Here is a 13,098-nt window from a genome sequence, read left to right as displayed (position 1 = left end):
TGCAGGTTTGTTGGCTGGATCAGGCCGCAGCCCGGGGGACCTCCGGCGCGCGCGGAGCGGTGTCTGCAGCGGCTGGGGCGAGGTCGAAGGCGTTGACGAGCCTGTCCAGATGACCGGCATCGCCGCGCAGGGATTGTACATCGCTCACCTGTCCGGCCAGGATTTGCGCATTGTCACTGGTGGTGTGGCCGAGGGCGCTGAGCTGATCCGAGATCGTCCTCAGCCGCTTGGAGTCATTGCCAAATCCATCGGCAGAGGCCTGGATGCGGCTGGAGATCTGCTCCAGCGAGGCGATCACCTGTGTGAGCGCGTCGCCGGTGTTGTTGACCTCGGTCACGCCGTTCTGGATGTGACCGGTGGCGGTGTTGATCAGCCCCTTGACCTCGGTCGCGGCGGTTGACGTGCGTTGGGCGAGGGCGCGGACTTCGCTGGCGACCACGGCAAACCCGGCCCCGGCGCTGCCGGCGCGTGCCGCTTCGACACCGGCGTTCAGCGCCAGCAGGTTGGTCTGGAAGGCGATGTCGTCGATCACCTTGATGATGGTTTCGATCTGGCTGGCGCTGGCTTCGATCTCGGTCATCGCGGCGATGGCGTTTTTCACCACCGTGCCATTGCTGCGCGCCTGCTGCACCGCGGTCTGGGCGAGGCCGTTGACCGCATGCGCCCCTTCGGTGGCGGCGTTGACCGAGGCGGTGAGGTCCTGAAGCGCGCCGGAAATCTCGTCCAATGTGTCCGATTGCGCCTGGATCCGCTGCGAGAGGCTGCCCGATCCCGCCTCGATATTGGTGGTGCGGGTCAGGATGGTTCCGGAGGTGGCCAGCACCTGCGACAGGGCGGCGGCGATCGAGGAGATGGCGCTGTTGAAATCGGCGCGCAGCGGTTCATAGGCTTCGCCGAGCGGCGCGTCCATCTGCACGGTCAGATCGCGGCGGGCGAGCGCCTCCAGCCCGGCGCGCAGGCGTTCGATGGCAAACAGCTGCGCCTGCTGCTCGGCCTGGCGCAGGGTCTCGGTCTCCCGGCCCGCGGCCAGCGTGTCCTGCAGGGCAATGATGCGACGGGCAACCCGGCCCAGCTCATCGCGGCGGTTGCTCAGCGGCAGGCGGGTGTCGTAGTGGCCGGCGTCGATCCGCTCCAGAGCTGCGACGATCTGGGCCATGGGACGTCCGACCGCGCGTTTCAGGATCGCAAAACACACCAGCAGCGACGCGATCATCAGGCCGACGGCAATGGCTGTATCGCGGATCAGAGCTGCGGTGATGGCGGACTGGACCGGGGTCGGATCCCAGACCATGATGAGAACGCCACGGATCGCCCCCTTGGAGGAGGCGATGGGGTAGACGATGGAAAAGCCGTTGTCGCTGATCTGGGCTACGCCGCTCTGCAACACGGCGGTTGCGGCGGCGTCCAGGCGTTCGGCGCGTTGCGGTGCGAGCGTGCCGATATCGGCCATGACGACGCCGTCGCCCTTGATGACCTTGGTATAGGCAAAGCTCTCGCCGGCGCGTTCGATCACATAGGCCAGGCGGCGTTCGACGGTGCCGGAAAAGCCCAGCTGCACCGGTTGTGCCACCTGGGTGGCCGCCATATTGGTCAGCTCCAACTGCAGGGTGCGCAGCGCATCCATGGACTGGGTTTCCAGACGGCCCCCTGCGAGGATCCCGATGGGCAGCGCCACGATGAGCGAAAAGATCGCAACTAGGGCCGCGATACGGAGGTTCATCGAGGCGAAGATGCTGTGCGAGGTTGCTCGACGGCCGGCAGAGGGGCGCAGTTTGAACATGAGAATATCCCGCAAAAAGGAAGGTGGGGCGTACTGTTGCTGTCTGGGACGCTGATAGTGCGATCGGGTGAACCGCAACAGCGCGAAGTGTTTTGAATTGCGGGCGAACGTCATGAAATTGTGATGTTTTCCCTGTCGAGGCGTCCTCGTTCCGGCAAACAAAAAACGCCGGGCAGTGTCTGCCCGGCGTGCAATCCTGTCAGGTGTTGGCGCGGCCCTGTCAGGCCAGCATCACCATCGGGTTTTCCAGATTGTCGACGATCGCCTTCAAGAGGTCCGCACCAAGCGCGCCGTCGATGACGCGGTGATCCACCGACATGGTGACGCTCATCACGGTGGCGACGGTCAACTCGCCATCTGCGCCCACCACAGGCTTCTTGACGCCGGAGCCGACGGCCAGAATGCCCGCATGCGGCGGGTTCACGATGGCATCGAAGTTGTCGATGCCGAACATGCCGAGGTTGGAGATCGCAAAGGACCCACCCTGGTACTCATGCGGTGCAAGCTTGCGGTCGCGGGCGCGGGTGGCGAGGTCTTTCATCTCTGCCGACAGCGCCGAGAGCGACTTCATATCGGAGTCTTGCAGAACCGGCGTGAACAGACCGCCCTCAATCGCGACCGCAACGGCCACATCGGAGGCTTTCATCTTGAGCACGCGATCCCCGGCCCAGACCGCATTGGCGTCGGGCACCGATTGCAGCGCCAGCGCCACGGCCTTGATGATGAAGTCATTGACGGAGAGTTTGACGCCCCGCGGCTCCAGCTGCTTGTTGAGCTGGGAGCGGAATTTCAGCAGCGCGTCGAGCTGGATGTCGCGGCGCAGGTAGAAATGCGGGATGGTCTGTTTGGCCTCGGTGAGACGCGCGGCAATGGTCTTGCGCATGCCGTCGAGTTTGACTTCCTCGTAGTCGCGACCCTCGTACATCTTGGCGACCGCATCGGCGGAGGGGCCAGCAGGCGCGGTGGCAGCAGCCGGAGCGGCGGCGGGCGCGGCTTTGGCCTCTGCCTTCGGGGCGGCGGTGGCGTTTTCCACATCGACCTTGATGATGCGTCCGCGCGGGCCGGAGCCTTTGATCGACGCAAGGTCGAGCCCCTTGTCGGCGGCGATGCGACGCGCCAGGGGCGAGGCGAATATGCGCGAGCCATCCGCCGCAGCGGGCGCTGCCGGGGCAGGGGTTGCGCCTGCGGCGGCGGGGGCAGCGGCTGCGTCGGAGCCTCCTTCGGAGGCCGCCTCCTGAGCCGCGTCAGCGGCGGGGGCCGCTTCCGGTGTTGCCGCTGATGTGTCGATATCATCGGCGCTTTCACCATCCTCCAGCAGGACCGCGATGGGGGTGTTGACCTTCACCCCCTCGGAGCCCTCGGCGATCAGGATCTTGCCAACGACACCTTCGTCCACGGCCTCGAACTCCATCGTCGCCTTGTCGGTCTCGATCTCGGCAATCAGGTCGCCGGAGGAGACGGTGTCGCCCTCCTTGACCAGCCATTTTGCCAGCGTGCCTTCCTCCATGGTGGGAGAGAGGGCGGGCATGAGAATTTCAGTGGGCATCCTTGCTCTCCTTAGCGGTAGGTCACTTGTTTCACGGCTTCGATCACCTCTTCGGTGGTGATCAGCGCGTGTTTTTCAAGGTTGGCGGCATAGGGCATCGGCACGTCCTTGCCGGTGCAGGTGATGACGGGCGCGTCGAGATAGTCGAACGCCTGTTGCATCACCTCGGAGGCGATGTAGGAGCCGACAGAGCCCTGCGGCCAGCCTTCCTCGACGGTGACCAGACGGTTGGTCTTCATCACCGATTTGATGACGGTGGGCAGGTCCATCGGGCGCAGGGTGCGCAGGTCGATGACCTCGGCGTTGATGCCGTCTTCGGCCAGCTTATCAGCAGCTTGCAGGGCGTAGGTCATGCCGATGCCGAAGGACACGATGGTGACATCGTCGCCCTTGCGCCAGATCTTCGCCTTGCCGAAGGGCACGGTGTAATCGTCGAGCTTCGGCACATCGAACGACTTGCCGTAGAGGATCTCGTTTTCGAGGAAGATCACCGGGTTCGGGTCGCGGATCGCCGATTTCAGCAGGCCCTTGGCGTCGGCGGCAGAGTAGGGCATCGCCACCTTGAGGCCCGGGATCTGCATGTACCACGCAGCGTAGTCCTGGCTGTGCTGTGCGCCCACACGCGCCGCTGCACCGTTGGGGCCACGGAACACCATCGGTGCGCCCATCTGACCGCCGGACATATAGAGCGTCTTGGCCGCAGAGTTGATGATCTGGTCGATCGCCTGCATGGCGAAGTTGAAGGTCATGAACTCCACGATAGGGCGCAGGCCGCCAAAGGCCGCGCCGGTGGCGATCCCGGCAAAGCCATGCTCGGTGATCGGAGTGTCGATCACGCGTTTGGCGCCGAACTCATCCAGCAAGCCCTGGGTGATCTTGTAGGCGCCTTCGTATTCGGCGACTTCCTCGCCCATGACAAAGACGTCTTCGTTGCCCCGCATCTCTTCGGCCATGGCGTCGCGCAGGGCTTCGCGGACAGTCTGACTGACCACCTCGGTGCCTTCGGGATAATCGGGGCTTTCATCCACCTCGGGCGCAGCCGGGGCCGCGGCAGCAGCGACGGTCGGCGCGGGCTCCGCAGGAGCCTCGGCGGCTGGCGCTTCTCCGCCCGCCGCAGGTGCGGATGCGACAGCATCCTCCACGCTTTCGCCCTCTTCCACAAGGATCGCGATGGGGGTGTTTACCTTCACACCCTCGCTGCCTTCGTCGATGAGGATCTTGCCGACGATGCCTTCGTCGACAGCCTCGAATTCCATGGTGGCCTTGTCGGTTTCGATCTCGGCAAGAATATCGCCAGAGTTCACGGTATCGCCTTCCTTGACCAGCCATTTGGCCAGCGTGCCTTCCTCCATGGTCGGCGACAGGGCGGGCATCAGAATTTCAGTTGCCATAATCTTGGTCTCTCCCTCAGGCGCTTTTCTGCGGAATGTCGTCGGCGTAAATATCGGTCCAAAGCTCCTCAAGCGCGGGCTCGGGGCTTTCCTTGGCGAAATCGGCGGATTTATTGACGATATCCTTGATTTCCTTGTCGATCGCCTTGAGGTCTTCTTCGGTGGCATGCTTGCCGGTCAGCAGCATTTCGCGGACCTGCTCGATGGGGTCACGCTCTTCGCGCATCTTCTGCACTTCCTCGCGGGTCCGGTATTTCGCCGGGTCCGACATGGAGTGGCCGCGATAGCGGTAGGTCTTGACCTCAAGAATATAGGGGCCTTTGCCAGCGCGGCAGTGGGCGACGGCGCGCTCGCCGGCTTCCTTGACCGCCAGCACGTTCATGCCGTCGACTTCTTCGCCCGCGATGCCATAGGCCTCGCCGCGTTTCCACAGAGCCGGGGATTTGGTCGAGCGCTGCACGGAGGTGCCCATGGCGTATTGGTTGTTCTCGATCACAAAGACCACCGGCAGATCCCAGAGCTGCGCCATGTTGTAGGTCTCATAGACCTGACCCTGGTTTGCCGCGCCATCGCCGAAATAGGTGAAGGTCACACGATCGTTGCCTTTGTATTTGTCGGAAAACGCAAGGCCCGCGCCCAGCGGCACCTGCGCGCCGACGATACCATGGCCGCCATAGAAATGCTTCTCCTTGGAGAACATATGCATGGAGCCGCCCTTGCCCTTGGAATAACCGCCCTCGCGACCGGTCAACTCGGCCATCACCCCGTCGGGGTCCATGCCGCAGGCCAGCATGTGGCCGTGGTCACGGTAGGATGTGACGCGTTTGTCGCCGTCCTCGGCCGCAGCCTCCAGACCGACAACCACCGCTTCCTGACCGATGTAAAGGTGGCAGAAGCCGCCAATGAGGCCCATGCCGTAGAGCTGACCGGCCTTTTCCTCGAATCGCCGGATCAACAGCATCTCGCGGTAGTAGGTTGTCAGTTCTTCGGCGGAAACGTTTGATTTCTGAGCGCTTTTTCTTGCGGCCATAATGGCAGGCTCCCCCTAAAGCTAAGGTAGTTTAACACTAAACTATCTCATAGAGCATTTTTCCCGCTGTTGCGAGGAATAATGTGACGCCGGGTCTGATCCGGCTGTGCTCCGCCGGATGCCGCAGGCAGTGCGGACCCGAAAAGGACAGTCAGAGATATCCGGGGCAGGGTGCCGACTGCGGCACCGGAAATCAAGCCCGGCGCCAGCAATGGTCACGCTTACGGTAAGGGCGCCGCAGGGCGGATCAGTCGATGATGATTTCGTCCGAACGGGCCAGCCCCAGAACGGAGCGGGCCTGTTCGTCCAGCAGGTCGAGGTCGAGATAGTCATCCGACAACCGGCGGGTCAGGTTTTCCATTCGCGCGATGTCCTGTTGCAGCCGGGCGAGATCCTGTTCGAGCCCATCCGCCTCGGCCTGGATCTCGACACGCCGGAACAGGCCAAAATCGCCCTGAACGGCGGCAAAGGTGAAATAGGCGCTCAGCAGGAACGCCGCGGCGAAGAACAGCAAAGTGCCTAAGGAGGGCGAGGATTTTCGCGTCACGTGGATGATGCCTGTACTGCAATACTCGGGGCGCGCCGGTTTGCCCGACGTCTGACGCCCTTATGGCACAGGCACCGAGGCCTGTGAATTCCCAAAAGGGTTAACGTTCCGAGGTGTCGCAAACGCGGGACAGTCCGGGAGAGCGGATGTGTGGAATGGCCGCCTGGTCAGCGGGCTGCCGTGGTCCTACTCGGCCTCCGCGTTTTCGGCCGCCCAGGTGGTGGCGTCCTCCACCGCGACGATCGAGGTCGTCGGCACCAGGTTCACATAGGCGTCGGTTTCCGACGCCGGCGTCGCCTCGGACTGCGACATCCGGTAGAGCGCATAGACCGTGATCGCCAGAAACGTGCCGCCCAGAACGATCCAGAAGGCAAACGGGCCAAGCACATCCATGGCCAGACCCGCGGCAAGCGGCCCCAGAATGGCCCCCAGCCCAAAGGTGAACACCAGCCCCCCGGAGATCGCCGGCATGTCCGCCACCGGCACATTGTCGTTGGTGTAGGCCAGAAACAGCGCATAGAGCGGCGTCGTCATGCCCCCGGCAAGAAAGGCCGCCGCCATGATCGGCACGGCCGGATCGAGGCTGAGCCAGGCCGGCGGGCTCTGCGCGATCCAACCCAGCCCGCAGGCGGCGGCCCCCAGGAACGCGGTGCCGCAAATCACCTTGCGCCGGTCGATGCGGTCGGACAGCCAGCCGATCGGGACCTGCATCAGCATCGCCCCGCCAAACAGCATCGCCACGAACAGCGCGATCTGATTGGCGCTGAGGCCGATCTCGCTGCCAAACACAGCGCCCATGCCCGACTGGCTGGCGTAGATGCTGCCCAGGAGAAAGATACCGACCGTGCCCAGCGGCGAGGCGGTGAACAGGTCCTTGAGACCGCAGGGTTTGGCGACATCGACCATGGGCGCGGGCTGGATCGACAGCAGGATCGGCGCAAAGGAGATCGACACCAGAATCGAGGCCCCGATAAACAGCGCCGCATTGCCGGCGTCGCCCAGCGTCAACAGGCCCTGCGCGCCGATGATGCCAAGCGTCTGCGCCAGCATATAGGCCGAGAGCATCTTGCCGCGGTTCTCGTTCGAGGTGGCATTGTTGAGCCAGCTTTCCGCAACCACATAGATGCCCGACATGCAAAACCCGATGACCACGCGCAGGATCGTCCATGTCCAGGGTTCTGCCCAGAGCGTAAAGGCGATCAGCGCCGCGGAGATGAAGCTGCCCAGGGCCGCAAAGACCCGCACATGTCCCACGCGCTGGATCAGGATCGGTGAAAACCGGGCGCCGGACAGGAAACCGAGGAAATACCCGGAGGTGATGATCGACAGTTCAGCGGAGGAGAACCCCTCCATCCCGCCGCGCAGGCCCATGAGGGTAAAGTGCATCCCGTTGCCCAGCATGATCAGCACCACACCGGCAAGGAGCGCCCAGACAGAGGCCAGCATGTTGATCATCTCAGCACCCCGAGTGTTGCACGGGGGACCGCCTCAGCCGGCGGCCCCCCGGACACTTAAGACAGCAATCTGCCGCAAGATCAGCGCGCCAGCGCCGCACCTACGGGTGTTTGCGACATTGAGCCGGTGTGCCGTTCAGGACCGGTGCGCCCCGTGCGCAGGATCAGGCCGCGCGGGCCTCTTCCGTTGGCGTGTCGTCGGCTTGGCCACCGGTGAACCCCTGCAACAGATCGCTGAGGCGGCTGGCCTGGCTGCGCATCTCCTGGCTGGCGCTGTAGGTCTGCTGCACCATCGCGGCGTTTTCCTGGGTCACCGTGTCGAGCTGGGCGACACCGATGTTGATCTCCTTGATGCCTGCCGCCTGCTCCCCGGAGGAGCTGGCGATGGCGGAGACCATGCCGGAGACGTTGGTGACGCTTTCGACGATACGGTTCAGGGTCTCTGACGTGGCTTCGACCAGACGTTCGCCCTCGCTGACCTGGGTCGAGCTTTCCTGCACCAACTCCTTGATCTCGCTGGCGGATTTGGCCGCCTTCAGGGCCAGGCCGCGCACTTCGGAGGCGACCACGGCAAACCCGCGCCCGGCTTCGCCCGCGCGGGCGGCCTCGACGCCGGCGTTCAGCGCCAGCAGGCTGGTCTGAAAGGCGATGTCGTCGATCGAGGTGATGATCTGGCTGATCTGTTCGGAATAGGAGGCGATCGAGGTCATCGCCTCGCGTGCCTGGGCCATGACCTCGCCGCCCTGTTCGGCGCGACGGCGGCCTTCTTCGACCTCGCGGTCGGCGGCCTGGGCCTGTTCGGCGCTGGACTGCACCGAGGCCGACATTTCCTCCAGCGCGGCGGCGCTTTCTTCCAGTGTGGCGGCCTGGGTTTCGGCACGCTGGGACATCTGGTCGGACATCCGTTCCATTTCGCGGGCGTTCTGTTCGACGACAGAAGAGCTCTGGCTGAGTTGCGCGACCAGATCGGCCAGCGACAGGGCGAGGCCGTTGAAATCCTCGCACAGCGCGGTGTAGCTGGGGCCGAGATCGGACCAGTCTCCGGCGGGGATTTCCTGGTCCAGGTGGCCCTGTTTCAGGCCGCTCATCGCTGCGCCAAGGGTTTCGAACAAGGCGACCCGGCGGGCGTTCTCGGTCTCGCTGGCCTGTGAGGCCGCCTCTGCCGCGGCCAGTCGCGCGCGCAGGTCTTGCAGGTTGCGGGCAATCCTGCCCAGCTCATCCCCCCGGTCGGTGCCGGAAATCTCGGTCTCGTAGTCCTGGTCGCTGAGCGCCTGAATGCTGGCCGCGGCCCGGGCCACCGGCTGGCTCAGATGGCGCCCGAAGGCGAGGGCCACCGCCACCGCCACAAGGGCCGCCGTGGCGCTGCTGATGGCCTGGATAAGCTGGCTGTTGGCGATCAGCGTGCGGAGGTCCTGCTGGATCTGCACGTTGCGGGTCTGGATCGCCTCCTGCATCTGGTCGACGCTGTCGCGCAGCTCTGCCAGCAGCGGCACCACCGCATCCTGCGCCATGGTACCGCGGGTGTCGGCGGGGGCGGATTCGAGATCGGGGAGGCGGGCCGTGATCCGATCCAGCACCGCGTTGAGATCCATCATCGCGGCAAAGACCGTCGGATTGCGCATCTCGGCGGTCACGGTGTCAAAGCGACCTTCGGCCAGGTCCAGCTCGGCGCGGATTTCGTCGAGATTGCCCCGCAGCCGGGTCAACCCGTCCGGCGCGCCAAGCGCATAGGACAGAAGATCCGCCAGCCCCTGTTCGGTGTCTTCCTTGATGTCATCCAGACTCTTGAGCTGGGCGGTGCCCAGATTGGTATTCTGGATGGCATTGGTCAGACGCTGGTTGTTGATCCAGGAAATCGCCGAGAGTGCCAGCAGCATGGCGATAAAGGCACCGGCAAAGAGGAACACCTGGGTGCGGATGGAGAAATGTCTCATGAGGTGGGGACCTGTCGTATTCCGGCGGGCAGAAGGGCCCGGCCTGATCGCAGGCTACTGCCACAGACGTAAAGAAACGGTTTGTAAACTCTCGCCACTGCGTAAAAAAACCGGCACGCGGGAGGCGCGTGCCGGTCGTCAGTGTTGCGGTGGTTGCGGCGGTGTCGGCAACGGCAGCGATCAGCCCTCCAGCGCCGCAACGCCGGGCAGGACCTTGCCTTCCATCCACTCCAGAAAGGCGCCGCCAGCGGTGGAGATATAGCTGAACGCCTCTGCCGCACCGGCCTGATTGAGTGCCGCCACGGTGTCGCCGCCCCCTGCGACGGAGACCAGCGTGCCCGCCTTGGTGCAGTCGGCGGCCTTTTGTGCGGCGGTGTTGGTGGCGCTGTCGAAGGGCGCGATCTCAAAGGCGCCCAGCGGGCCGTTCCAGATCAGGGTCTTGCTGTCGGCAAATACGGCGGCGATGGCGGCAACCGATGCGGGACCGGCATCGAGGATCATCGCATCAGACGGGCAGGCATCGGCGGGAACGGTTTCATTCTCGGCACCGGCCTTGAACTCGCGCGCCACCACCACGTCGGAGGGCAAGAGAATGGTGCAGCCGGCGGCCTCGGCGCGGGCCATGATTTCCTTGGCAGTGCCGGTCATGTCATGCTCGCAGAGCGATTTGCCGACGTCGATGCCCTGTGCCGCGAGAAAGGTATTGGCCATGCCGCCGCCGATCACCAACGTGTCGACCTTGGCGACCAGATTGCCCAGCAGGTCCAGCTTGGTGGAGACCTTGGCGCCACCGACAACCGCCGTGACGGGACGTTCGGGCGTGGCAAGCGAGCCTTCGAGCGCCTTGAGTTCCGCCTCCATCAGGCGGCCCGCACAAGAGGGCAGCAGACGGGCGAGCGCCTCGGTCGAGGCATGGGCGCGGTGGGCGGCAGAGAACGCATCATTGCAGTAGATATCGCCGAGCTTTGCCATTTCCGCCGCGAGGTCGGCGTCGTTCTTTTCTTCGCCGGCGTGAAAGCGGGTGTTTTCCAGCAGCAGGATCTGGCCCGGTTGCAGGGCGGAGGCGGCAGCCTCGGCAGCGGGTCCACGGCAATCGGCGACAAAGACCACGGTTGCGCCAAAGGCGGCCTCCAGCGCGGGGACCAGCGGTTGCAGCGACATCTCCGGCACCGCCTGACCCTTGGGGCGGCCGAAATGCGCCAGCAGCACGGGTTTTGCACTCTTGGCCAGGAGGTCGGAGATCGTCGGCACCAGACGGCGGATGCGGGTGTCATCGGTGACCTTGCCGTCCTCCATCGGGACGTTGATGTCCACGCGGGTCAGAACGGTTTTGCCTTCAAGCTCCATGTCGTCGAGTGTCTTCCAGCCCATGTCCGGCTCCTCTTTGGTATCGGGCGCGCCTGCGCGGGGTGCAGGTGCAGAAAATTCAAGGGTCTCGCGCCTGTGTCCTGTGTTTCTGCGCCTCAGTCAATGGTCTGGCAAAGGTCAGTCCAAGGTCTGGCGCGCCATCGTCCTGCCGCGATCCCGCCGACCGGTGCGCTCGCGCGCATTGTTCCCTTGGCAAGCGGGGGCATGGACTTTAGGTATTCCGGCAATACGAATGTGACAGGAGGGCCTCATGGCCGAGATCAAGGATCCCGAAAACACCATCATCGTCGAGCTGAAGGACGGCAATGTCGTCATCGAGCTGCTGCCCGACGTGGCGCCGATGCATTGTGACCGGATGAAGGAACTGGCGCGCGAAGGCCAGTATGACAACGTGGCCTTTCACCGCGTGATCGACGGTTTCATGGCGCAGACCGGCGACGTGCAGCATGGCGACATGGAAGACGGCTTCAACCTGGGCCGGGCCGGCACCGGTGGGTCCGACAAGAAAGACCTGCCGGCGGAATTCTCCGGTGTGCCGCATGACCGTGGCACGCTGGGTGCGGCGCGCTCGTCGAACCCGAACTCCGCCAACTCGCAGTTCTTTATCAACTTCAAGGACAACCACTTCCTGAACCGTCAATACACCGTCTATGGCCGTGTCATCGAGGGCATGGAGCATGTGGATGCGATCACCCGTGGCGAGCCGCCTGCGAACCCGGACCGGATGATCTCCGTCAAGGTGGCCGCCGATGCTTAAGCACCTGAGCGCACTGGCCTTTCTGGCCGCGTCGCCTGCGTTTGCCACCGGTCTGGAAATCCAGGTCGAGGGGGAGGCCAATGGCACCATCGTGATCGACCTTCTGGAAGATGTGGCCCCCAAACATGTGGAGCAGATCACCGCGCTGGCCGGTGAAGGCCAGTATGACGGGGTGGTGTTTCACCGGGTGATCGACGGCTTCATGGCGCAGACCGGCGACGTGGAAAACGGCCGTCTGGGCTCTGACATGCGCTATGCGGGCACCGGCGGGTCCGACCGTCCGGATCTGGCGGCGGAATTCTCCGAGCTGCCGTTTGATCGCGGCGTAGTGGGCATGGCGCGCTCGCAAGATCCCGACAGCGGCAATTCGCAGTTCTTCATCATGTTCGACGAAGGTCACTTCCTGAACGGTCAATATACCGTTGTGGGCCGTGTCACCGAGGGCATGGATGTGGTGGATCAGATCAAACGCGGTCATCCGCGGTCCGGTGCCATCACCGGCAAGCCCGACGTGATGACCAAGGTCTCCGTTACCGAGTAAGGTGCTGGCGGCACAGGAATATCTAAGCCCCGCAGTGTGATGCTGCGGGGCTTTTTTGTTTGCTCCGGGCTGTGGCGCTGGCTGGAGTTCTGGAGTGAAGGGCGCGCTCCCGTGTCCGCCGGGTCCCCGGCTGACGCCGGGCACGGCAGCGGCCTTTGGGCCGGGCGCCGCGCTGGCGCGCGGCGGGGGCAGGTGGCAGCCGCCAGTGTTTATGCGAGTTTGAGGCCGCGTTGCAGATCCTCAAGCGCCGTGCGCTGCGCAGAGGTGAGCTCGCCACTGCCGTATTTTGCGATATCTTGCACGATCTCGACCAGGGTGTTGAAATCGCTCTGACCGCTCAGCTTGTAGAGCTTGCGTGACAGGCGTGGCACCGCTTGAGCCGCATCGCCGCATTGGGTCACGATCCAACGCCCGAGGATGACCAGTTCTTCGCCGTCCTTATGGCTGACATGACAGCCATCGCGCACCCCCCGCACCAACGCATCGCGCTGCTCGGCGGTCGGGTAGTCATCGAGTTCGAGAAAGCTCACACCGATGGCGGCAATGGCGACCTTCGGGTCTTCGATTTGCTCGACAGGATGCACATTGACCTGCCGTCGAAAACCAAAGCGACGGGCGGCAGCGCGTGCATCCGCCGCCATATCGAGTAAATCGCTGGTCATATGGGCAGCGTTGCGCGCGCGGTGAAACCAGAACCATGCTCCGGCCAGAACGGCGAGAGCGCCTAGAATAATGGGCATGTTCAAAATC

11 protein-coding genes are annotated in these 13,098 nt (G+C 64.0%); 2 read left to right on the top strand and 9 right to left on the bottom strand.

Annotated features, from left to right (window positions below):
* Positions 1–19: 19 nt before the first annotated feature.
* The 8 genes from MHM88_RS02525 to pgk all read right to left on the bottom strand — a co-directional run bounded on the left by MHM88_RS02525 (position 20) and on the right by pgk (position 11,053).
* Positions 20–1,780 (bottom strand): methyl-accepting chemotaxis protein, encoded by a 1,761-nt coding sequence (locus MHM88_RS02525; RefSeq protein ID WP_239359631.1) that lies wholly within the window; start codon positions 1,778–1,780, stop codon positions 20–22.
* 220 nt (positions 1,781–2,000) lie between these two features.
* Positions 2,001–3,326 carry a pyruvate dehydrogenase complex dihydrolipoamide acetyltransferase gene (locus tag MHM88_RS02520; protein ID WP_239359630.1) on the bottom strand — a complete coding sequence of 442 codons (1,326 nt, stop codon included), beginning with the start codon at positions 3,324–3,326 and terminating at the stop codon, positions 2,001–2,003.
* Between the two features lie 11 nt (positions 3,327–3,337).
* Positions 3,338–4,717, bottom strand: a complete 1,380-nt coding sequence (locus tag MHM88_RS02515) for a pyruvate dehydrogenase complex E1 component subunit beta (RefSeq protein WP_239359629.1) — start codon at positions 4,715–4,717, stop codon at positions 3,338–3,340.
* A gap of 16 nt (positions 4,718–4,733) precedes the next feature.
* Positions 4,734–5,747, bottom strand: coding sequence for a pyruvate dehydrogenase (acetyl-transferring) E1 component subunit alpha (pdhA, locus tag MHM88_RS02510; protein ID WP_239319798.1), 1,014 nt, complete (start codon positions 5,745–5,747; stop codon positions 4,734–4,736).
* Positions 5,748–5,994: 247 nt separating this feature from the next.
* Entirely contained in the window at positions 5,995–6,294 is a 300-nt protein-coding gene (locus MHM88_RS02505) for a septum formation initiator family protein (RefSeq protein ID WP_239319800.1), read from the bottom strand.
* A gap of 186 nt (positions 6,295–6,480) precedes the next feature.
* On the bottom strand, positions 6,481–7,749 hold the full coding sequence (locus MHM88_RS02500) for an MFS transporter (RefSeq protein WP_239359628.1): 1,269 nt from the start codon (positions 7,747–7,749) through the stop codon (positions 6,481–6,483).
* Positions 7,750–7,912: 163 nt separating this feature from the next.
* Positions 7,913–9,682 (bottom strand): methyl-accepting chemotaxis protein, encoded by a 1,770-nt coding sequence (locus tag MHM88_RS02495; protein WP_239359627.1) that lies wholly within the window; start codon positions 9,680–9,682, stop codon positions 7,913–7,915.
* Between the two features lie 180 nt (positions 9,683–9,862).
* Positions 9,863–11,053 carry a phosphoglycerate kinase gene (gene pgk, locus MHM88_RS02490; protein WP_239359626.1) on the bottom strand — a complete coding sequence of 397 codons (1,191 nt, stop codon included), beginning with the start codon at positions 11,051–11,053 and terminating at the stop codon, positions 9,863–9,865.
* A 247-nt stretch (positions 11,054–11,300) separates the two neighbouring features.
* On the opposite strand from pgk, the gene MHM88_RS02485 reads away from it, so the two are divergent.
* Entirely contained in the window at positions 11,301–11,807 is a 507-nt protein-coding gene (locus tag MHM88_RS02485) for a peptidylprolyl isomerase (protein WP_239319811.1), read from the top strand.
* Positions 11,800–12,348, top strand: a complete 549-nt coding sequence (locus MHM88_RS02480; RefSeq protein WP_239359625.1) for a peptidylprolyl isomerase — start codon at positions 11,800–11,802, stop codon at positions 12,346–12,348. The genes MHM88_RS02485 and MHM88_RS02480 overlap by 8 nt, the downstream gene beginning before the upstream one ends.
* A gap of 209 nt (positions 12,349–12,557) precedes the next feature.
* On the opposite strand, the gene MHM88_RS02475 is transcribed toward MHM88_RS02480, so the two are convergent.
* Positions 12,558–13,088 (bottom strand): hypothetical protein, encoded by a 531-nt coding sequence (locus MHM88_RS02475; protein WP_239359623.1) that lies wholly within the window; start codon positions 13,086–13,088, stop codon positions 12,558–12,560.
* Positions 13,089–13,098: the final 10 nt, after the last annotated feature.

The sequence above is a fragment of the Epibacterium sp. MM17-32 genome (assembly GCF_022348205.1).
Taxonomy (GTDB): Bacteria; Pseudomonadota; Alphaproteobacteria; order Rhodobacterales; family Rhodobacteraceae; genus Epibacterium.
This window is presented reverse-complemented; position numbering and strand designations above follow the sequence as displayed.